Annotated in this window: 22 protein-coding genes; 12 read left to right on the forward strand and 10 right to left on the reverse strand. The window is 58.5% G+C overall.

Features of this window, described 5'->3' with window-relative positions; genetic code table 11:
* Nucleotides 1-11: 11 nt before the first annotated feature.
* From trxA to ACR0M3_RS14675, 4 genes are all read right to left on the reverse strand, one after another.
* A complete protein-coding gene (gene trxA, locus ACR0M3_RS14660) occupies nt 12-926 on the reverse strand; it encodes a thioredoxin (RefSeq protein WP_267364326.1) in 915 nt (304 codons plus the stop codon).
* A 75-nt stretch (nt 927-1001) separates the two neighbouring features.
* The gene (locus ACR0M3_RS14665) at nt 1002-1790 is read right to left on the reverse strand and encodes an exodeoxyribonuclease III (protein ID WP_480911462.1); all 789 of its coding nucleotides are present in this window, start codon (nt 1788-1790) and stop codon (nt 1002-1004) included.
* Between the two features lie 74 nt (nt 1791-1864).
* The gene (locus tag ACR0M3_RS14670; protein ID WP_267364337.1) at nt 1865-2257 is read right to left on the reverse strand and encodes a GFA family protein; all 393 of its coding nucleotides are present in this window, start codon (nt 2255-2257) and stop codon (nt 1865-1867) included.
* 238 nt (nt 2258-2495) lie between these two features.
* The gene (locus ACR0M3_RS14675) at nt 2496-3182 is read right to left on the reverse strand and encodes a response regulator transcription factor (RefSeq protein WP_171724917.1); all 687 of its coding nucleotides are present in this window, start codon (nt 3180-3182) and stop codon (nt 2496-2498) included.
* A 162-nt stretch (nt 3183-3344) separates the two neighbouring features.
* On the opposite strand from ACR0M3_RS14675, the gene ribA reads away from it, so the two are divergent.
* Nucleotides 3345-4436, forward strand: a complete 1092-nt coding sequence (gene ribA / locus ACR0M3_RS14680) for a GTP cyclohydrolase II (protein WP_480484109.1) — start codon at nt 3345-3347, stop codon at nt 4434-4436.
* Nucleotides 4433-4933 carry a L,D-transpeptidase family protein gene (locus ACR0M3_RS14685; RefSeq protein ID WP_480484110.1) on the forward strand — a complete coding sequence of 167 codons (501 nt, stop codon included), beginning with the start codon at nt 4433-4435 and terminating at the stop codon, nt 4931-4933. The genes ribA and ACR0M3_RS14685 overlap by 4 nt, the downstream gene beginning before the upstream one ends.
* Here the strand turns inward: ACR0M3_RS14685 and ACR0M3_RS14690 are convergent.
* On the reverse strand, nt 4917-5576 hold the full coding sequence (locus ACR0M3_RS14690; RefSeq protein WP_480484111.1) for a YggS family pyridoxal phosphate-dependent enzyme: 660 nt from the start codon (nt 5574-5576) through the stop codon (nt 4917-4919). The genes ACR0M3_RS14685 and ACR0M3_RS14690 overlap by 17 nt on opposite strands.
* Before the next feature lie 99 nt (nt 5577-5675).
* Nucleotides 5676-6695, reverse strand: coding sequence for a porin (locus ACR0M3_RS14695; RefSeq protein WP_480484112.1), 1020 nt, complete (start codon nt 6693-6695; stop codon nt 5676-5678).
* 281 nt (nt 6696-6976) lie between these two features.
* On the opposite strand from ACR0M3_RS14695, the gene ACR0M3_RS14700 reads away from it, so the two are divergent.
* The 4 genes from ACR0M3_RS14700 to holA all read left to right on the forward strand — a co-directional run bounded on the left by ACR0M3_RS14700 (nt 6977) and on the right by holA (nt 11575).
* Nucleotides 6977-7462, forward strand: a complete 486-nt coding sequence (locus ACR0M3_RS14700) for a DUF3576 domain-containing protein (protein ID WP_480484184.1) — start codon at nt 6977-6979, stop codon at nt 7460-7462.
* A 72-nt stretch (nt 7463-7534) separates the two neighbouring features.
* Nucleotides 7535-10072, forward strand: coding sequence for a leucine--tRNA ligase (leuS, locus tag ACR0M3_RS14705; protein WP_480539621.1), 2538 nt, complete (start codon nt 7535-7537; stop codon nt 10070-10072).
* Nucleotides 10059-10550 carry an LPS assembly lipoprotein LptE gene (lptE, locus tag ACR0M3_RS14710; RefSeq protein ID WP_267364334.1) on the forward strand — a complete coding sequence of 164 codons (492 nt, stop codon included), beginning with the start codon at nt 10059-10061 and terminating at the stop codon, nt 10548-10550. The genes leuS and lptE overlap by 14 nt, the downstream gene beginning before the upstream one ends.
* Nucleotides 10547-11575: a DNA polymerase III subunit delta gene (gene holA, locus ACR0M3_RS14715; RefSeq protein ID WP_480911464.1), complete on the forward strand. Its 1029-nt coding sequence runs from the start codon at nt 10547-10549 to the stop codon at nt 11573-11575. The genes lptE and holA overlap by 4 nt, the downstream gene beginning before the upstream one ends.
* A 1-nt stretch (nt 11576) precedes the next feature.
* Here the strand turns inward: holA and ACR0M3_RS14720 are convergent, their stop codons facing one another.
* Nucleotides 11577-12761 (reverse strand): TIGR03862 family flavoprotein, encoded by a 1185-nt coding sequence (locus ACR0M3_RS14720; RefSeq protein ID WP_480911466.1) that lies wholly within the window; start codon nt 12759-12761, stop codon nt 11577-11579.
* A gap of 48 nt (nt 12762-12809) precedes the next feature.
* Between ACR0M3_RS14720 and ACR0M3_RS14725 the strand changes: the two genes are divergently transcribed.
* A complete protein-coding gene (locus tag ACR0M3_RS14725) occupies nt 12810-13106 on the forward strand; it encodes an HNH endonuclease (protein ID WP_209599595.1) in 297 nt (98 codons plus the stop codon).
* On the opposite strand, the gene ACR0M3_RS14730 is transcribed toward ACR0M3_RS14725, so the two are convergent.
* Genes ACR0M3_RS14730 through ACR0M3_RS14740 form a run of 3 tightly spaced genes read right to left on the reverse strand, consistent with a single transcriptional unit; the run spans nt 13107 to nt 15189 of the window.
* On the reverse strand, nt 13107-13844 hold the full coding sequence (locus ACR0M3_RS14730) for a VOC family protein (RefSeq protein WP_480833092.1): 738 nt from the start codon (nt 13842-13844) through the stop codon (nt 13107-13109).
* Nucleotides 13841-14449 carry an enoyl-CoA hydratase/isomerase family protein gene (locus tag ACR0M3_RS14735; protein ID WP_480539629.1) on the reverse strand — a complete coding sequence of 203 codons (609 nt, stop codon included), beginning with the start codon at nt 14447-14449 and terminating at the stop codon, nt 13841-13843. Before ACR0M3_RS14735 ends, ACR0M3_RS14730 begins: the two co-directional genes overlap by 4 nt.
* Nucleotides 14446-15189 carry an SDR family oxidoreductase gene (locus ACR0M3_RS14740; protein ID WP_480539630.1) on the reverse strand — a complete coding sequence of 248 codons (744 nt, stop codon included), beginning with the start codon at nt 15187-15189 and terminating at the stop codon, nt 14446-14448. Before ACR0M3_RS14740 ends, ACR0M3_RS14735 begins: the two co-directional genes overlap by 4 nt.
* A gap of 140 nt (nt 15190-15329) precedes the next feature.
* Between ACR0M3_RS14740 and ACR0M3_RS14745 the strand changes: the two genes are divergently transcribed.
* The 5 genes from ACR0M3_RS14745 to lpxK all read left to right on the forward strand — a co-directional run bounded on the left by ACR0M3_RS14745 (nt 15330) and on the right by lpxK (nt 21369).
* Entirely contained in the window at nt 15330-16844 is a 1515-nt protein-coding gene (locus ACR0M3_RS14745; RefSeq protein WP_480911468.1) for a DUF2125 domain-containing protein, read from the forward strand.
* Between the two features lie 168 nt (nt 16845-17012).
* Entirely contained in the window at nt 17013-18359 is a 1347-nt protein-coding gene (locus ACR0M3_RS14750) for a TldD/PmbA family protein (protein WP_480774101.1), read from the forward strand.
* Nucleotides 18346-19146 carry an inositol monophosphatase family protein gene (locus ACR0M3_RS14755; RefSeq protein ID WP_480774102.1) on the forward strand — a complete coding sequence of 267 codons (801 nt, stop codon included), beginning with the start codon at nt 18346-18348 and terminating at the stop codon, nt 19144-19146. The genes ACR0M3_RS14750 and ACR0M3_RS14755 overlap by 14 nt, the downstream gene beginning before the upstream one ends.
* A complete protein-coding gene (locus ACR0M3_RS14760; RefSeq protein ID WP_480911469.1) occupies nt 19143-20381 on the forward strand; it encodes a 3-deoxy-D-manno-octulosonic acid transferase in 1239 nt (412 codons plus the stop codon). The genes ACR0M3_RS14755 and ACR0M3_RS14760 overlap by 4 nt, the downstream gene beginning before the upstream one ends.
* Nucleotides 20368-21369 carry a tetraacyldisaccharide 4'-kinase gene (gene lpxK, locus ACR0M3_RS14765; RefSeq protein ID WP_480911470.1) on the forward strand — a complete coding sequence of 334 codons (1002 nt, stop codon included), beginning with the start codon at nt 20368-20370 and terminating at the stop codon, nt 21367-21369. Before ACR0M3_RS14760 ends, lpxK begins: the two co-directional genes overlap by 14 nt.
* The last annotated feature ends 16 nt before the right edge of the window (nt 21370-21385 follow it).

A 21385-nucleotide genomic window follows, 5' to 3' on the forward strand; every position in this document is an offset into this window, starting at 1 on the left:
CTGATCAGAAATTAGGCAAATATCATCGAGCTGAGTTTGCGGCGACCATTCAGAACGATCGGGTCATTGGGCTTGAGCGCGTCAAAGATCGTGAAAAGCTGGGTCTTGGCGGCCCCGTCATCCCACTCACGATCCCGGCGGAACAATTCCAGCAATTGCGCCACGGCTTCTTCCACTTCGCCGTTCGCGTGCAAGGCCTGCGCCAGGTCAAACCGGGCCTGAAGATTATCGGGATCAGCATCAACGGCCGCTGTCAGATCCGCCACCGGACCTGCATCAGCCGCCTGCTTGGCCAGCTGCAATTGCGCATGCGCAGCCTCGACCTCGGCCGAGTTGGATATTTCGGCGGGTGCACCGTTCAGGATGGCCTCGGCATGTTCCAGATCGCCAGTGGCGATATGTGCCCGCACCAGCCCGCCATATGCTGCCGCGTGGTTCGGGTCTTCGCCAAGAATGGCGGCAAAAGTCTGCGCAGCATCTGCCGCGGCGCCGTCGCTCAGCATTTCTTCGGCGGCAACTACGGCGTCATCCAATTGGCCGCCCGGGCTTTCCCCACCTGACGCCTCGATCACGCGATCCACGAAAGCCTTGATCTCGGACCCCGGCAGCGCGCCCTGAAAACCGTCCACGGGTTGCCCTTTAAAAAACGCGTAGACCGTTGGAATCGACTGGATGCGCATCTGCGAGGCGATCATCTGTGCCTCGTCCACGTTGATCTTGACCATCTTCACCGCGCCTTTGGCGGCGGTAACCGCGTCTTCCAGCATCGGGCCCAGCGTCTTGCACGGGCCGCACCAGGGTGCCCAGAAGTCAACGATAACAGGCGTTTCCTGCGAGGCTTCGATCACATCGACCATGAAAGTGGCCTCGGTCCCGTCCTTGATCAGATCGGTGGCTGGGGCGGCTGCGCCGTTCAGGATGTCCATGGCAATCACTCTTTCGTTCGAACTTGCGCTCTATATGCAATCGCTTGTCGCAGAAACCAAGGGCAGAGTTTCAGTTCAAATGTCGAAAGTCGCAAAGACCGGCGCATGATCGCTAGGCTTATCCCACCCACGCGCGTCGCGCAGAATGCGACTGGAATGGCCCGCGTTTGAAATATCGGGCGTGGCCCAGACATGATCCAGCCGCCGCCCCTTGTCTGCCGTATCCCAGTCGCGGGCCCGGTAGGACCACCAGCTGAAAAGCTGCCCTTCGGGAATATCCTGCCGGGTGATATCGACCCAACCACCTGCGTCCTGGGTCTCGGCCAGATGTTCCACTTCGATCGGAGTGTGCGAGACGACCTTGAGCAATTGTTTGTGCGACCAGACGTCATCCTCACGCGGGGCAATGTTCAGATCGCCGACGAGGATGGATTTTTCCGGCTTTTCCGCGTGGAACCAATCGCGCATGTCCGTCAGATAGTCGAGCTTTTGGCCAAATTTCTCATTCACTTCACGATCCGGCACATCACCGCCCGCGGGGACATAGAAGTTGTGGATCGTGACACCATTCTCCAGCCGCCCGGCTATGTGGCGCGCGTGGCCGAGATCAGCGAAATCCTTGTCGCCCACCTCTTCTATCGGCAGGCGGGACAGGATGGCGACGCCATTATATCCTTTCTGGCCACGGGCAATCATGTGGGTATAGCCCAGCGCCGCGAACCCTTCGGTCGGAATCTTTTCAACCGGAGACTTGCATTCCTGCAAACACAGAACATCCGGCGCCTCTTCTTCCAACAGTTTCAGCACGATTGGTTCGCGCAGTCGGACCGAGTTGATGTTCCAGGTGGCAAGGGTGAAGGGCATGGTCAGGGAATCCTCTGTCGCGGTTGGGCGGAGGTTAACGCGGTGGGGGATGGGGTACCATCAGAAAAGAAAATCTAGGACGGGTGGCTTTCATTTTGGGGGGCATCATCGCAAATCTCGTACCAGTCCGGTTTTTCCGAAACAAATTCGTGAAACTGAACTTTCTGCTCTAACCCGGTATCCAGTGCATTTGCTGCGATTGGAAAACTATCTGCTTCTGAAATGATTTCGCCCAAAGATGTCCCGCATTTCGTGCAGAAACACCTGCCGTATTTGTAGGGCGGATCGGGCTGGTGCAGCGTTACGTTTTCCCTGCCCCGAACCCACACCAAGTCTTCTTTGTTGACAAATACGACTGTGCTGGCCCCGGCTTTTCTGCATCTTGAGCAGTGGCAGGTTCCCATCACGGATGGTTGAGACTTCAGGTTAAACTTCACCGCCCCGCACAAACAGCTTCCTTCAATCATCACGCGCTCCTCCAACCTTTCGCGAGAAATAGAACATTACAGGAACATTCAGGGTTTCGCAACGCCTGTGACGGTACAGGCGGCACATGATTTCGTCCTTCGGAAAAGAAAAAAGCCGGGCCATTCGGCCCGGCAGTCCAACAGGGAGGTGCATGTCATAACCCGGACATGCGCGGGTTGGGAGTAACCTAATTATGAGTACAGGGTATCACTTTGATCCAAGTCAATCCACACCCAGTTAAGACACTAGCCTATATCCACCGGATTCTGTGACCAAAAGGCGCGCATTTGACGGATCGGGCTCAATCTTCTGACGCAGGCGGTAGATGTGGGTTTCCAGCGTATGCGTTGTAACACCAGCATTATATCCCCAAACTTCGTGAAGCAGCACATCCCGCGCCACCACGCCGTCGGTCGAGCGGTACAGGAATTTGAGGATGTTGGTTTCCTTCTCGGTCAGGCGGATTTTTCTGTCCTCTTCCGTGATCAGCATCTTCATCGCCGGTTTGAACGTATAGGGGCCAAGTACAAATACTGCGTCCTCGGATTGTTCATGCTGGCGAAGCTGCGCACGGATACGTGCCAGAAGCACCGGGAACTTGAATGGTTTCGAAACATAGTCATTCGCGCCGGCATCCAGGCCCAGGATCGTATCGGCATCGCTGTCATGACCGGTCAGCATCAGGATCGGGCTTTTGACACCCTGTTTGCGCATGAGGCGGCACAGTTCGCGCCCGTCGGTATCCGGCAGACCCACATCAAGAATGACCAGGTCATAGATCGCTTCGCGCGCGCGCTCCATGGCAGAGTGACCGTCTGACGCCTCAAACACGTCAAAGTCTTCGGTCATGACAAGTTGCTCGCTGAGCGCCTCGCGCAGGTCCTCGTCATCGTCCACCAGCAGGATTTTCTTGAGTTGAGCCATTTCCCGGTCCTCCAAACGCTTTTCCATCACTTGCGCGTGGAATATGCAATCAACAAGATTTGCTGCAACCGTTTCACGCCTTCGTGTCAGAGTTCGCGGAAATGTTTCACATTTCCTTTCGAAAGGGCTAGGAGAAAGATTGAGCGTTATAGGGTAACATTGATGAGTCTCATCCCCGATATCACGGAACTTCTCGCCCGGGCCCGGGCCGATCTGCGCATGGGCGTTCCCGTTGCGCTGACCGATGACAGTGGCTTCAGCGTGCTTGCGGTTTCTGCCGAAACGCTCAGCCCGCAGCGTCTGGCCGACCTGAAAAAACTAGGGAATCCGGTGGTGGCCATAACTGGGCGACGCGCTGAAACCCTGAAAGCGCGGGCATACGACGGGGATCTGGCGCGGGTTTCGATCCCGGCGGATGCAGATATCGCATGGGTACAGGCGGTTGCTGATCCTTCCGACGATCTGAACGCGCCCATGAAGGGCCCGTTGATGACCGAGCGGCACGGCAATGCCAATCTGCACCGTATCGCAATAGCATTGGCCAAATCCGCGCGCATCCTTCCCGCTGTGGTCGTGGTGCCTGTCGAGGACGGCAGGGCATTTGCCGCTTCGCTCGGTTTGACCTGCATTGATCACACGCGCGCCACGCCTCATCTGGCGGATCGCAGTACTTTGCACGAAGTCGTCGCGGCCCGTCTTCCGATGGAGGTGTCCGAAGCCGGTCGGTTACACGTCTTCCGACCTGAAGACGGTGGTGAAGAGCACTACGCCGTCGAGATCGGGCGCCCGGACCGCGACAAGCCTGTGCTAGCCCGATTGCATTCTGCCTGTTTCACCGGCGATCTGATGGGAAGCCTGAAATGTGACTGCGGCCCGCAACTCCGCGGTGCCCTGGCACAGATGGGGGCAGAAGGTGCAGGCGTTCTTCTGTATCTGAATCAGGAAGGGCGCGGTATCGGTCTGGCGAACAAGATGCGCGCTTATTTCCTTCAGGATCAGGGTTTTGACACCGTTGAGGCGAACCACAGGCTGGGTTTTGAGGATGATGAGCGTGATTTTCGGCTTGGGTCGGACATATTGAAGTCGCTGGGTTTCAACTCTGTCCGCTTGCTGACCAACAACCCGGCCAAAATCGCCATGATGGAACGGACAGGTATCGCAGTAACCGAGCGTGTCCCTCTGAAGGTTGGCGAAACCTCCCACAACCGGGGATACCTGGCGACCAAGGCCAAGAAGTCAGGGCATCTGCTTTGACCCCAAACGATCTTGTTCTAACCCCACGAGGCATCCGGTTTCTTGGCAGGGTGTTTCCCTGTTCCGTGGGCAAAGGCGGGTTGAGCAACGCAAAACGCGAAGGCGATGGCGCGACCCCCACCGGATATCATCGAATCGTCGGCATGCTATACCGGGCCGACCGAATGGCCGCCCCCAGCAAATGGGCCCGTGCCATTGGCCCACGAGACTTGTGGTCTGACGACGTGTCTGAAAGCAGATACAACCACATGGTCAGCGCACCCTATGCATTCAGCCATGAAAAGCTGCGCCGCGCCGACCCGTTATATGACCTGATTCTGTTAACCGACTGGAACTGGCCAAACGCCGTTCCGGGCAGAGGGTCAGCGATTTTTCTGCACCAATGGCGCAGACCCGGTTATCCTACAGAAGGCTGCGTTGCCTTTCGCCGAGACCATCTGCACTGGATATCACAGCGCATTGCCCCCGGATCATGGCTGATCATTCCTGAGGTTTAACCCGTTCGCCAAAGATGGCCGAGCCAACACGGACGTGGGTTGCGCCCAAAGCGATGGCCTGTTCGAAATCGTGACTCATCCCCATAGACAATCCATCAAGCCCGTTACGTGCAGCGATTTTGGCCAATAGCGCAAAGTGCAAAGCAGGCTCTTCATCGACCGGAGGAATGCACATCAATCCACGCACGGGCAGATCCAACGACCTGCACTCGGCAATGAAACTGTCCGCGTCCGCAGGAAGGATACCGGCCTTTTGGTCTTCCTCACCGGTGTTGACCTGAATGAACAGGTTCGGGCAGTTTCCCATTTCCTGTGCCAAACGCGCCAGTGTGTTGGCCAGTTTGGGTCGATCTACCGAATGGATCGCATTGCACAGTTCCATTGCGTGACGAGCCTTGTTGGTCTGCAACGGGCCAATGAGGTGCAGATCAATACCCTCGAACTGTTCTTTGAAAGCGGGCCACTTGCTTGCCGCCTCCTGCACGCGATTCTCGCCAAAACATCTGTGCCCTTGCTCTAGAACTGCCTGCACCCTGTCATTCGGCTGCACTTTGGACACAGCAATCAGTTTGACGGAACCTGCCGGTCGGTTCGACTTGGCTTCGGCTTTGGCGATACGTGCGGTGACGTCTTGCAACGACATGGGACCCTCATCCTGTTTTGCGCAGAAAAACACCAAGTCGACACAAAAGAAAAGGGCGAGTCCGAAGACCCGCCCTTAAACCTTGCGGTTCAGATCAGCTTAGAAGTTGAACTGAGCACCGAAGTCAGCAACGAAGGTCGAGTCTGTGCAGCTGTCACAGTCGTTGACACCGATACCACCGCGCAGCGATGCACCGCCACCCAGGTCGTAGATCGCGCCAAGAGCAACCTGCTGAGTATCAGCAGATGCGTTACCGTCGCCGTAAGCGAAGATCAGGGTTGTTGCGGCGCCAACGTTGTAGGTTGCCGACAGACCCCATGCGGTGCCGTCAGTTGCTGCAACCTGAGTTGCGTCGTCTGCAACAAACAGAGTACCGCCGAAGTCACCCCATTCACCACCCAGGGTCAGAACGGTCAGGCTCGGATCGCTTACACCAGCAACACCAGCGTCGGTCTGGCCGTAGGCCAAAGCAGCTGTGATGTTGTTGAAGGTGTAGGTTGCGCTGATGTCCCAACGGTCTGCGTCCATAGGCACGCCGTTCAGAGCTACAGTCGCTTGGTCGTACGATGCACCAAACGAGAAGTCACCAACCGAGTACTGGAAGAACACGGCGTTCGAACCCGAACCGGTCGAAGTGTAGCCCAGGAAGTTGTAGTTAACACCCGAGTACTGACCAGCGAACAGCTCAAGACCAACTTCGTTGCCGTAGTAGTTTGCCAGGTTGTCGAAGGCACCTGCAACGTTACCGGCGTCAACACGCAGGCCACCGTAGATGACCGAGAAGCGTGCACCGTTCAGACCAGCGCGGTTTGCTTCGCCGTTGCCGCTGTTTTCGTCAGCTTGCAGACGAACGCGGCCTTCGAAACGAACGCCACCGTCGGTTTCTGCAGAACCGTCGATGTTCAGACGGAAGCGCGAAACCAGGATCGCGTCGTCAGTTTGAACAACAGCCGTACCAACGCCTGGCGCGGTACCGGTTGTCTGGACGTTTACAACGGTACCGCTACGATCTTCAACGTAACCAATACCAAAGCGGCCATAACCGCTGAAGTTAACTTCAGCTGCTGCAACGCCTGCGGTCGCAATCAGCGCCGTCGATGCGAAGAGAACTTTTTTCATCTTGTTTCCCTCGGTTTCAAAAGAGTTATCTACTCGACATATGCCTCGGCACATGTCTCAGCACGGACACCGTTTCGCTCTTTTTGCCCCCTTTGCGCAAGCTTGGCATAAAGACGTCGGCGTCATTGAGGTCAAATTGGTGCAAGGATGCCACAGTCAGTTTTCGCCCCGATGCAGCTGATACACTTACATTTCAGAAGAATGGGCTTGTTGCAGCGGGGGTCCTTGGCTAGGAGTATCCCCTGAATACTGTAGAACAAGTGAAACAGGACCTGTTTGCAATGCGCCTGCCGACGATTTTGGGAATGATCCTGCTGACCGCTGCTCTTTCGGCATGTGGGCAGAATCGAAACGCTTCGACAACATACTCCCCGAACATCGCTGGCGGCAATTCGGACGAACAAGAGCTGAATGACCCCGATCGGGCAACTATCTGGGATATCTTTGACCGCAGCACCGCCGAGCAGACCACAAACGTAAACCGGTATCTGTGGGCGGCTTCACTGGATGTACTGAGCTTCCTGCCCGTGCAGGAGGTTGATCCGTTTACCGGTGTAATCGTAACGGGTTACGGCACACCTCCGGGCGGCGGCCGATCCTACCGGGCTACTGTTCATATCAGCGATCCGGCGCTTGCCGCGCGCTCGTTGTCGGTAGCGCTTCAATCGAGCGGAGGGGCCCCGGTGAGTGCGGCAACATCCCGCGCAGTCGAGGATGCGATTCTGTCGCGCGCCCGACAGCTACGCATAGCGGACAACAAGTTCTAGCAACCCGCCGAAAATCACAATATTACCACGCCGGGTTCCTACCCGGCGTTTTCATTCACGAAGGACCGCAAAATGTCGCGCTACTCGGCCACCGAAATCGAAGCAAAATGGCAAGAGGCCTGGGACAAGGCCGGGATCTTCACCGCCAACCACAAGGCGGACAAGCCGAAATACTATGTGCTTGAGATGTTTCCCTACCCGTCTGGCCGAATCCATATGGGGCATGTGCGCAACTACACGATGGGTGACGTCATCGCGCGGCACAAATTGGCGACGGGTCACAACGTGCTGCACCCGATGGGCTGGGATGCATTCGGGATGCCTGCGGAAAATGCCGCGATGGCTATCGGGGGTCATCCGAAGGACTGGACCTACAGCAACATCGCAGACATGCGCGATCAGATGAAACCACTTGGCCTGTCCATCGACTGGTCACGTGAGTTCGCGACCTGCGACCCCGAGTATTACGGCCAACAACAGGCGCTGTTCCTCGATATGCTTGATGCCGGGCTGGTCTATCGCAAAAACGCTGTGGTGAACTGGGACCCGGTCGATATGACCGTTCTGGCCAACGAGCAGGTTGAAAATGGTCGTGGCTGGCGTTCGGGCGCATTGGTAGAGCGGCGCGAACTGACCCAGTGGTTCTTCAAGATCTCGGACTATTCCGAAGAATTGCTGGACGCGCTGGACACTTTGGACAACTGGCCCGCCAAGGTGCGCCTGATGCAGGAGAACTGGATCGGCAAGTCGCGCGGTCTGCAATTCGGCTTTGAACGCACTGATGGCGGAGAGCCGATCACCGTTTATACAACCCGCCCCGACACGCTGCTGGGCGCATCTTTCGTTGGCATCTCGCCCGATCACCCGATCGCAAAACAGCTTGAGGCCGAAAACCCTGAAGTGGCTGAATTTGTGGCCGAATGTCGCAAAGGTGGCACCACGGAAGAAGCCATCGAAACTGGCGAAAAGCTGGGCTTTGATACAGGCATCAAGGTCAAGCACCCGCTGGACCCGAGCTGGGAACTGCCGGTCTGGATCGCCAATTTCATCCTGATGGATTACGGCACTGGCGCAATCTTTGCCTGCCCTGCACATGACCAGCGCGACCTCGACTTCTGCCGTAAGTACGGCCTGCCCGTGGTCGATACCTTCTTTGCGCTGGATGACGACACGCCGGTCGACAAAATTGCATTCGTCCCGCCGAAAACCGAGAAAGTTCGCTGGGTGAACCATTTTGCAGGTTTGACCGAGGCGACAGGTGACGAGGCGATCAACGCCACCGTCGATTTTGCTGAAAAAGCGGGTTGGGGCGAGGGTGTCACCAAATACCGTCTGCGCGACTGGGGCCTCAGCCGTCAGCGCTATTGGGGGTGTCCGATTCCCGTCGTGCATTGCGAAAGCTGCGGTGTGGTGCCCGAGAAGAAAGAAAACCTGCCGGTCCGCCTGCCCGACGATGTGACATTCGACAAGCCCGGCAACCCGCTGGATCGACACCCGACCTGGCGCGATTGCGCCTGCCCGTCTTGTGGCGCACCGGCCAAGCGCGAGACCGACACGATGGATACCTTCGTCGATTCGTCGTGGTATTTCGCCCGTTTCACCGCTCCGCGTGCGGAAACACCCACCGATCTGGACGAGGCCGAATACTGGATGAATGTCGACCAGTATATCGGCGGCATTGAACACGCGATTCTGCACCTGCTGTATTCACGCTTCTTCGCGCGGGCGATGAACCTCACCGGTCACTTGCCCCAAAAGGCCATCGAGCCGTTCGACGCGCTGTTCACACAAGGCATGGTGACGCATGAGATCTACCAGACGCGCGACGCCAACGGCCGCCCGGTCTATCACCTGCCCGAGGATGTGACCGACGGCAAACTGGCCGATGGTACTGAGGTCGAAATCATCCCTTCGGCCAAGATGTCGAAATCCAAGAAAAACGTGGTCGATCCAGTCAGCATCATTTCGGCCTTTGGCGCCGACACGGCCCGCTGGTTCGTGTTGTCCGATTCGCCACCCGAGAGAGACGTGGAATGGACGGCGGCAGGAGCCGAAGCCGCCTATAAGCATCTGAATCGCGTTTGGAATCTGTGTGACAGGATCGGTACCATGGAGGCCAATGCAGCGGGCGAAGGCGATGAGGACCTGTTGCGCGAGATGCACAAAACCATCCGCGACGTGACATTGGGTGTCGAAAGCTTTGGTTTCAACGCCGCCATAGCCAAGCTTTATGCTTTCACTAATACGCTGGCAAAATCCAAGGCCGGTGCGGCGGCTCAGAAACAAGCGATCAAAACACTGGCCCAGTTGATGTCACCGATGACACCACATCTGGCGGAAGATATCTGGGCGCATCAGGGTGGTGAGGGCCTTGTGGCCGTCGCCCCGTGGCCCGTCGCGGATGAGGCGATGCTGGTTGATGACACCGTCACCCTGCCGATCCAGATCAACGGCAAGCGTCGCGCGGAAATCAGCGTTCCGAAAGATATGGACAAAGCCGAGGTTGAAAATATCGCGCTCAGCACCGAAGCTGTCCAAAAGGCGCTGGATGGCAACGCGCCGAAAAAAGTGATCGTTGTTCCGGGCCGGATTGTGAATGTCGTTGTTTGATCGCAGAACATTGCTTGTGATGCCGCTGGTACTGGCTGCCTGCGGCTTCCAACCGGTTTATGCTCCGGGCGGGTCAGGCTCAGCCTTGTTCGGTCGGGTGGCGGTATCTGCGCCAAATACCGTCGAAAGCTATCTTCTGGTTCAAAACCTTGAACACCAACTGGGCCGCAGCGCGGGATCTGTCAGCGATTACACTCTGGATGTTCAGGTCTCGACCGAAACCCGCGGCGCGGCCATAACCACGACGAACGAGACAACGCGGTACACGATTGATGGACGGGCGCAATACGCGTTGAAATCCAACGAAACCGGGCAAGTCGCGGCGTCCGGCACCGTAACCGATTTTGTGGGCTATTCTGCTTCGGGCTCTACCGTGTCGACGCTGGCTGACGAACGCGATGCGAAAGAACGCCTGATGGTGATCCTGTCCGGGCATATCGTGAACCGCCTGTATTCTACGCCGGGCTTGTCCAAATGAAGTTGAGCCCGCGCGAGGCTGACGGGTATTTCGCCAAGCCGGATGCGGACAAGACCGGGCTGCTGATCTATGGTGCGGATGCCATGCGGGTGGCGCTTAAGCGGCAACAGGTTCTGGCCGCACTGCTTGGTCCCGGTGCGGAAGAGGAAATGCGCCTGGCCCGCCTGCCGGGCGGTGATTTGCGCGGCGATCCGGCGTCGCTGCTGGACGCGGTCAAGGCGGTTGGGTTTTTCCCCGGCCCGCGTGCGGTGTTTGTGGAAGACGCCACCGAAACCGCCGCGCCTGTGATTCTGGCCGCGCTTGAAGATTGGGTCCCCGGCGACGCTCAGATCATCGTGACGGCTGGTCAGCTGAAACCAAACTCGAAAATCCGTAAAGCGTTCGAAGGGCATTCTGCGGCCTATGCGATAGGCATTTATGACGACCCGCCATCGCGCGCAGAGGTCGAGCGGGTTCTGACCGAAGCGCAGCTGAAAAACATCCCCCACGATGTCATGTCTGCCATCAGCGAACTGGCCAACAGTCTCAGCCCCGGTGACTTCACCCAAACCGTTGAGAAACTGTCGCTTTACAAGCGTGGTGACAACTCTGAGCTGACCATGGAAGACATCGAAGCCTGCGCCCCGCGTTCGACCGAGGCGGCGCTTGACGACGTGCTGAACGTGGTTGCCGAAGGCCGCGCCGGTGAGATCGGGCCGCTGATCCGGCGGTTGCAGGCACAAGGCACCAACGGGGTAACCCTGTGTATTGGGGCAACCCGGCATTTCCGCACACTTTATGCCTGCGCCTCGGATCCCGGTGGTGCTGCGCAGGGTATCGGTAAGTTGCGTCCGCCGGTTTACGGCAAACGCCGTGACCGTATTCTGCGTCAGGCACAGGGCTGGGGGGCGCCCAAGCTGCAAACTGCTCTGACCGTTCTGACGGATACTGACCTCTCCCTGCGATCCGCCGGACAGACAGCCCCTTCAATGGCACTGGTCGAGCGCGCAATGATTCGTCTGGCGATGCTTGCGCGGTCGCGCTGAGTTATCTGACCTGATCCAGCCTGTCGGCAGCGGCCCGACCGGCCCAGCGACCCGTGGCAAGACAGGCCGTCAAAAGATAGCCCCCGGTTGGCGCTTCCCAATCCAGCATCTCACCTGCGCAAAATACACCCGGAATGGTTTTCAGCATCAACCCGTCATCCAACGCGGATCGTTTCACGCCGCCTGCCGTCGAAATGGCCTCATCCATCGGTCGCAGCCCCGCGTGCAGGATTGGCAGTTTCTTGAGAGCCTCCACTTCGCCGGGCAGCGGCAACTGACTGCGTTTTGCCATCTCGTGAAACACGGCAATCTTCTGCGGTGACAGGTTCAACGATTTTCTCATCCATTGCGAAAGCGTGGTTTTCGACTTCCTGGACGACCATCTCGCCCGCAAGGATTGAAGGTCCAGATCAGGTGCCAGATCGACATAAAGTGGCTGCCCTTTGCGCAAAGCAGGGGTGAGGGTGTAAAGCCCGCCTCCCTCCAGCCCGGTTGCCGAGATTGCGGCCTCGCCGCGGCTATCCAGGTCACCGGCCATCCACCGAACCGATTTCAGCGCCGCCCCGAAATGTGGCTGCATATGAGGGCTCCAGTCCACCGACAGGGCTGAATTCGCAGGTTCGAACCGTGCCAGTTCCACGCCCCTGCTGGACAAGATTTGCGCCCACTGACCATCCGACCCAAGGCGGGCCCAGCTTGCCCCGCCCAGCGCCAGAACGGTTACAGAAGCAATCAGGTTTTGCGGCCCGTCCGGGGTCTCAAATACCAGCGCATCAGCTTCCCAACCTTTCCATCGCCAACGGGTTTTGATCTCAACCCCTGCTGCGTCCAGTCGCGCAAGCCATGCGCGCAACAAGGGCGACGCCTTCATGGTCTCGGGAAAAACCCGCCCGGTGGAGCCCGTGAATAATGTCTGGCCCAATCCACGCGCCCAGTGCTGCACGGCTTGCGCATCAAAGGCGGTGATCATCGGGCACAACCAGTCCGCCGCATTGGCATACGACCGCATCAGTGTCTCAGGCGGTTCGTCCTTTGTCAGGTTCAGCCCCGATTTACCTGCCATCAGAAATTTGCGCGCAACCGAGGGCTTGGCTTCGGCAACCAGTACGGAATGCCCGGCCTCGGCCAGTTGCTCGGCCGCCATCAACCCTGCGGGGCCTGCTCCGATCACCACTGCCTGCGCCATTCGCACCCTCTTGCCTTCGCCATCCATCGGCGCAAGTTTCAAACCATCATGGCGAACAACGATCCGATCTGCCCGCTCTGCGACCGCCCAATCCCCAGCGGGGGTGGCAGCCTGCATCATCTGATCCCAAAACTCAAAGGAGGCAAGGGCGGACCCACCGTCCTTCTGCACCAGATTTGCCACAAAGAAGTGCATGCCACTCTGACCGAGGCCGAACTGGCGCGCAGTTACAACACGGTCGCAGCCTTGCGCGCGCATCCCAGGCTTGAGAAATTCCTGATCTGGGTGCGTAAACGCCCACCCGGATTTCGGTCGAAAGTTCCGGGCAAGCGACGCAACAGGTGATCAGCCAGGCAGGACCGGATCGCCAAAGGCGTCTTTCAAAGGTGCGGCCAACCCCTCGACTTCTATTCCCTGGTAATCCGGTACGGGCGCAAACTGCGCACCCGCAAGATGCTGGAACTCCAATGTCGTATACGGTCGCTTCCACAACCATTCGCGATTCTCGACGGCCCACAAATCGGGGTTTGGAGGGGTTTCGTCGGTAAAGGCGTAGAAATGCAGATCAAAGCCATGGGGGGCCACCTCCTGCATCGACAGCAAGGACATACCTTGCGCGCGCCAAAACGCGTCCTCACCCGCAATATCACCGGTTCGAAGGGTTATCTGACCGATCCGGGCCTGCGCAAACGGAGCATCCGGATCTGCAACCTGCACCGGTTTGTTACCTTCGAAATCATGTTGCAGCAATTCGACGACAAACCCTTCGGGATCAGCCAGATGGCACATATACCCGATATCCAAAAACTGGCTCGGCGTGCTTACCGCAGTACCCAGCGCGCGCAGATGCGCTGCCGCAAGATCGACATCAGGAACGGTAATTCCGATCTTCCAATATCTTTGGCCCCGGTCATGGGTGTATCCCCCACCACCCGGCAACAGCAGAAGGTCCGCATCTTCCGAGTTGTAGCCGACGCGGCAACCTGACCCCTGCCGGTCAACCCGCATACCCAGAACGTCGCGATAGAATAGGGCCAGTCCTTCCGGGTCAGCGACCCGCAACCGAACGGCCGAAATCCTCATGAACACATCCTTGCGATATCCCTGGCGACAACGGGGTCAGCGTTCACGCTGTCTGCCACAAAGTCACGCGCGGTTTGCATCAGATGATCGGGCTCGACGATCCGGTCAACCAGACCAAAGTCATACGCCTCTTGCGCGGTGATCTTCTGACCTGCCATCAGGATCAATTTGGTTCTGGCCGGGCCCACCAAAGCCGCCAGCCGTTTCGGATCGGACGGTTGCGGCAGGAACCCCAGCTTCATCACCGGATAAAAGAACTTGGCTGTTGGCACCGCAATGCGAAGGTCACAGGCCAAAGCCATGCCATTGGCCCCGCCAGCCAAAGTTCCGTTCAACGCGGCAATGGTCAGACAGGGCAATGCGGCGATGGCACCGGACAGTCTTTCCCAGACGTCAGAGGTGGCCAGACCGGCGCGCGCCTCGTCCAGATCGGCCCCCGCGCTGAACACTTTGCCCGCGCCCGTCAGGATCAGCGCCCGCGCGCTGGTTGCGGCCTCGGCAATCCCGACCAGTTCATTCAGCATCGCTCCGGTCAGGGCGTTTGCCTTTTCGGGATTGTTGATCGTAACGACCCACAGGCCATCCTCTTTCCTCAGGTCGATCATATCAACCCAACCCTTTTTCGGATGTCTTCCAGACGCAGCGAGATTTCCGTTCCCAAATACTCATCCGCGTCCTTGGAACACATCCACAACAAGGCACGTGCTGGCCAGTCTGCGGGAATATGCGCGTCCCAGTCCAGTTGACTGACCGGATTGATGCCGCTTGCCTTGATGGACCGCTGCATATCCGTGGCAACCGTCCCCGGCGACAGCCCCATGGCGCGAATACCGTGTTGGGCTTCTTCCAGATGCAGGCATTCCGTCAGCATTTTTGCCCCGGCCTTTGACGCGCAATAATGGCTCCACGCCTCAACCGGGTTGGACGCCGCGCCGGACGAGACGGTCAGAATGCTTCCGCCCCCGGCGGCCCGCATCACCGGCAATGCCGCACGCATCCCGTAGAAAACACCTTTGAGGTTGATATCGATGGCTTTGCTCCAGGCCTCAGGATCGGCGTTTGTAAGATGAAAGATTGGATCGATCACACCGGCATTGCCAATCAGAACATCCAGCCCACCGAACCGATCCACACATGTGGCCACAGCCTGCTCGACCTGCGCGAAATCGCTGACATCGCAGGCCAGCGCGATGGCCTGATCACCCAGTTCAGCGGCCAAGGCATCAATCTGATTTCGGCTGCGGGCCACTAATGCGACATTGGCCCCGGCTGCGGCAAAAACGCGCCCCGCTTCGGCCCCGATGCCACGGCTGGCCCCGGTTATCAGAACTGTTTTCCCCTGCATTCGCCTCTCCTCACGCATTGTTATCGATCCCGGCAACAGCCGTAACGCGGAAACGGGGAAATGGTCCAGCCCTTGCCCCCTTGACGATAGGTGCCACAACCCCGACCATGCGCCGCAAATTGATCAAGAAGGGTTACCTTATGTCCGTTTTCTTCCACCGCAGCTGCGGTGCTGTTCTGGCTTACGCCGTTGCGACCCAGGGCGCGTTCGCCGACCTTACTGCAAATGATGTCTGGTCCGACTGGCAAAGCTATTTCACTTCAATGGGCTACACCGTTACAGGTGACGAAAGCATCACCGGTGACGTCACCACTATTTCGAACATGACACTTTCTTTGACCTTTCCGGAAGAAGACGGGCAGTTCCAGATGGTCATGCCTGAAATGACGCTGACCGAAAATGGTGACGGAACCGTTACCATCGGACTGCCCGAAAGCTTTCCCATGGATGTCACGGGAAAAGCCGATGATGAAGAGTTTGCAGCCAAAGTGATTTATTCGCACAGCCAACTGAAGATGGTTGTTTCGGGTACACCCGAAGACATGACCTATGACTACACTGCTGACAAACTGGGCATTTCACTGGATTCGATTGAAGTCGATGGCGAACCGCTGCCGAACGAGGTTTTCAGCATCGCGGTCGAGGCAGGTGATCTGGCCGGTCGGTCGCGGATGCAAATCGGCGAACACCGAAGCATCACCCAGACATTCAACAGCGATACACTGACCTATGACCTGAACTTTCAGGATCCGGAAAACGGTGAAAGCGGGCTGATCAATGGCCAACTGGGCCAACTGGCCTTTGAAGGCGAAAACGTGATCCCGCTGGATTTTGACATGTCTGATCCGCAGGCGTTTTACCAAGCGGGTTTCGCCTTTGATGGCACGTTTACCTATGCATCCGGCAGCACCGATCTGAGCGGGACCAGCGAAGGCCAGGCGTTCTCGATGAACAGCACCTCGGAAGGTGGACGCTTTGCCGCCAGCATCGACGCCGAGCGTATCGCCTATGACATCGCGCAGAACAGCACCAAACTGGCGGTTACAACAGCAGACCTGCCATTCCCGATCGAGTTGTCCATGGCCAGCGCAGGGTTGAATTTCGAATTCCCGATCCAGCAATCGGACGAAATACAGCCCTTTGCATTTGGCCTCAACATGACCGATTTCACCATGTCTGATGTCCTGTGGGGCATTTTTGACCCGGCAGGCGCGCTGCCCCGCGATCCGGCGACAATTGCGCTGGACACGACCGGCACGGCAAAAGTTCTGATGAACATCTTCGATCCAGAAATCGACGTCGAGTCGGACGAAGCTCCGGGTGAGCTGCATTCGCTGAAAATCAGCCAGCTTCTGGTTTCGTTGGTTGGTGCCAAACTGACAGGTGATGGCGATTTCGCCTTCGACAATTCGAACACAGAAGAGTTTGGGGGAATGCCCAGCCCAAGCGGCGTGGCGAACCTGAAACTTGTTGGCGCCAATCAGCTGATCGATACGCTGATCGGCATGGGCCTCATTTCGGATGACGATGCGCTGGGCGCGCGGATGATGATGGGTCTGATGGCGGTCCCCGGCGATGAGCCTGACACCCTGAACTCGACCATCGAATTCACCGAAGACGGCCAGATTTTGGCGAATGGCCAGCGTATCAAGTGATACCTATCTGAAAGGGCCGCGCAGTGCGGCCCTTTCCATTCCTGGGAACCTTGTGCAAAACTTGGTAGCGGCATGGATTAATCACGATCCACACAGCCCAATCCGGTCATAGGTCTTGCGGGGCGGGCAGTGCGAGGCTAGGTCCTTGGCAATCAACCCGGAGACCTCATGACCCGCACGCCAGAAGAAATCAGCCAACAATTGCTCGATGTCGCTCGCCGGGCAGGCGCAGAGGCAGCAGATGCCATCGTTCTCGAAGGGTCCTCGGTCTCGGTCGATGTGCGGGGCGGCGCACTGGAACATGCGGAACGCTCTGAAGGCGCCGATCTGGGTTTGCGCGTGTTTCTGGGTAAACACTCAGCCATTGTGTCCAGCTCTGACAGCCGCCCGGAAACCCTTGCGGCGATGGCCGAACGCGCCGTGGCTATGGCAAAAGAGGCGCCCGAGGACCCCTATTCCGGGCTGGCGGACAAAAGCCAACTGGCCAGTGACTGGGATATTCAGTCACTGGAATTGCTGGACACTGCCCCGGCCCCGTCCGCGGAAAGCCTGATGCAGGATGCGCTGGCCGCCGAGGCCGCAGCACTGGCGGTAAAAGGCGTCACGCAGGTGTCGGATGCTGCTGCAAGCTACGGAACGCACCGGGTGCATCTGGCGGCTACAAACGGGTTTTCCGGTGGGTATGAGCGCAGCAGCCGATCCATCTCATGCGTTGCGATCTCGGGTGAAGGCACCGGGATGGAGCGCGACTATGACGGTGACAGCCGGACGTTTCAATCCGACCTGCGCGACGCGGCTGAGATTGGGCGCACCGCAGGGGAACGCGCTGTGCAACAGGTTGGCGCGCGCAAACCTGCGACCGGCAGTTTCCCGGTGTTGTTTGATGAACGTATCTCGTCTTCGCTGATCGGGCATCTTCTGGCCGCCAGCAATGGGGCCGCTATTGCGCGGGGCGCGTCTTGGCTCAAGGATTGTCTTGGGCAGGATGTTCTGCCCGCGCATCTGTCGCTGATCGAAGATCCGCACCGCCCGCGTATCTCAGGCTCGCGCCCATTTGATGCAGAAGGCCTGCCAACGCAGCGCCGGGTGATCGTGGAAAACGGTGTCCTGACGGGCTGGACGCTGGATCTGTCGAGTGGCCGCAAGCTGGGCATGGACTCCACAGGCAACGCTGCGCGCGGGGTGTCCGGCCCACCCTCGCCCAGCAACTGGAACCTGAGCCTGACGCAAGGGACCCGCAGTCGCGAAGATCTGCTGCGCGATATGGGAACCGGTTTGCTGGTCACGTCCATGATCGGATCGACGATCAACCCCAATACAGGCGACTATTCCCGTGGTGCATCAGGGTTTTGGGTCGAAAACGGTGTGATCACGCATCCTGTCAACGAATGCACCATCGCAGGTAATCTGCGTGATATGTTGCGGCGGATCATTCCCGCCAATGACGCGCGCAGATATTTGTCGCGCGTGGTCCCGTCGCTGTTGATCGAAGGAATGACACTTGCCGGCAACTGATCTGCCCCTTCTGATTGAGGCCGCGATTGAGGCCGGCAAGATCGCTACACGCTATTCCGGGACGCAAGCACAGCGTTGGGACAAACCCGGTGGCGCCGGTCCGGTGACCGAGGCCGATCTGGCCGTCAACGCGATGCTGGAAGAAAAGCTGTGCGCTGCGCGACCGGGCTATGGCTGGCTCAGCGAGGAATCCGAGGATTCGCCCGAGCGCTTGGACCGCAGCAACGCCTTTATCGTTGATCCGATTGACGGCACCCGCAGCTTTACCGAAGGCGCGCGCACTTGGGCGCATTCGCTGGCCGTTGCAGTCGATGGCATTGTGACTGCCGCTGTAATCTACCTGCCGATGCGCGACTTGCTTTATGCTGCGGCGCAGGGTCAGGGCGCCACTCTCAACGGGCAAAAGATTACGACGTCGAAAACGCCTGAGCTACTGCAATCTCAGGTTCTGGCCGCCAAACCAAATCTGGACGCACAGCACTGGCGCAATCAGAATGTTCCAGCCTTCCACCGCGCATATCGACCCTCGCTTGCCTATCGCATGGCTCTGGTCGCGCAGGGGCGGTTCGATGCCATGCTGACCCTTCGCCCCAGCTGGGAATGGGATATTGCCGCTGGCGATCTGATCATCCGAGAGGCAGGCGGCGTCTGTTCAGACCGTTTGGGTCAACCGCTGATCTTCAACAATGCCCACCCCAGGCTGAATGGCGTAATCGCCGCCAGCACCGCGATCCACGGGCAACTGTGGGCTCAGCTGGACCCGATCGGGCCCGGAATCGGCGCATGAGCAAACCGCGCTCATTAAGCCTTGCCGCTTATCGGGTGCTGTCCTGGAGAATGCGGAACGGCGTTGGTGTAAAAACCGACCTGCCACGCCCCGAAGGCGAGGTCGTGTGGATGCACGTCGCCACGCCAGACCGCCTGCGGGCGGTGAGTGATTTTTGCCGCCGGTTGCTTCAGTCCCGATCCGAGCTGCACTTTCTACTGACCGCCCCGCCGGACGCGGAACTGTCTGCCTGGCCGGAATGCAGTTTTCCCCTGATCAACCTGCCTCAGGAACAGAGCGGGGCCGCGCGTGACTTTATCGAATATTGGCGCCCAGGTATCGGGATTTGGGTCGGTGGTGATCTGATGCCCAACATCATAACCCGAGCCGATGAACAGGCCGTACCCTTGGTGTTGTTCGACGCCCAATTTACCGTTGCACTGTCCAGGAACGCGCGCTGGCTGCCAGACATAACCAGAGTGACCTTTAGCTGCTTTCGCAAGATACTGACTGCAAATTCTGAAACCGCCCGGCACATCCGGAGACTTGGCATCCCGTTTTCAACAGTCGAAGAATCGCCACCTTTGCGCATCAGCCCAAATCCAAGACCTTGGCCAGAAGACGAGCTGATCGAAACCAACCACACGCTGGCAGGGCGGCCTGTTTGGCTGGCTGCCTGGGTGCAGGACAAAGAGTTCATTTCGGTTCTGACAGCACATCGTCAGGCATTGCGCCTTTTGCACCGGTTGGTTTTGGTACTTCACGTCGCCGACGTTCACGAGGCCGCCCCCCTAAGACGGCGGCTAGAGACGATGGATTTACGCTGTGTCAACTGGGACGATGGTGAATTGATCGAAGACAGCACGCAGGTCGTTCTGACTGCAGACCCCGAAAATCTGGGGTTGTGGCACCGCGTGTCGGCAGTGACGTTCATGGCCAGTTCAATGGAACGCGGCGCAGGCGGTCAGGACCCGTCCGACGCAATCGCGCTGGGGTCTGCCATAATTTCTGGACCATTCGTGCATCGCCATCACGAGCTTTACGCCCACCTTCAACAGGCAGGGGCAGCCAATGAGGTCAAGTCAGCAACCGAGTTGGGCGATGCCGTCGTACAGCTTCTGGCACCAGACCGCGCCGCTGACATGGCTTTGGCTGGATGGCAGATAATCACCGAAGGTGCGCCGCAGGCAGACACCCTCATCGAAATGGTGCAGGATATTCTGGACCAGCGGAGCGCAGATCATGCGGGCACCTGATTTCTGGAACACACCTCCGGACCAGCCGGATCTGAGGGCGCGGCTGCTGGCCCCGCTGGGCCGCCTTTATGCCACGGCGACGGCCCGCAGGATTGCCTCGAAATCAGGGGAAAATCCCGGTGTGCCCGTGATCTGCATCGGCAATCTCAATGCAGGTGGAACCGGGAAAACGCCCACCGTGATCTGGACTCTCGAACAATTGGGTAATGCCTGGCACAAACCGCATGTCGTGACGCGAGGACATGGCGGGTCACTGGAAGGCCCGGTGCAGGTCGATCCGGGCAGGCACACCGCCGCCGAGGTGGGGGACGAGCCGCTGTTGCTGGCGATGTTTGCCGAGGTCTGGGTCGCCAAGGATCGGGCGGCGGGCGCGCGTGCAGCGGCCGCAGCGGGGGCTACGGTGATCGTTCTGGATGACGGCTTTCAGAACCCTTCGGTCGCCAAGGATTTCTCGATTATCGTTGTGGACGCCCAGCGCGGATTTGGAAACGGATTATGCCTGCCAGCCGGTCCACTGCGAGAGCCCGTCGATACCGGCCTGCAACGGGCCGATCTTGTACTGTCCTTGGGGGAAGAGGCGGCGCAAAAGGTATTTGCCGACAACTGGAAACGCCGGTTGACCGTTCCCCACGTCACCGGGGCGGTCGAACCCCTGCAAACCGGTATGGATTGGTCGGAAACGCGTGCGTTGGCGTTTGCAGGCATCGGCTATCCCGAAAAGTTCTTCCAAACCCTGCGGCGGCTGGGTGTGGATCTGGTACGGGCCGAGGCGTTGGACGATCACCAACCGTTGACACAGGCCCTGATGACCCGACTGGAAAACGAGGCGCGTTTGCTGGGCGCTCAGATGGTCACCACCGAAAAAGATGCCGTTCGCCTGCCGCCCGCGTTCCGAAGCAAAGTGATCACTTTGCCGGTTCGGCTTCAGGTTTCAGACGCCGACAGGGTCAGGGACATGCTTTTGAAAGCCGTCCCTTCACCAAAGTAACTCAGGCTGGCCCCCA

It is taken from the genome of Ruegeria sp. O5 (assembly GCF_056535105.1).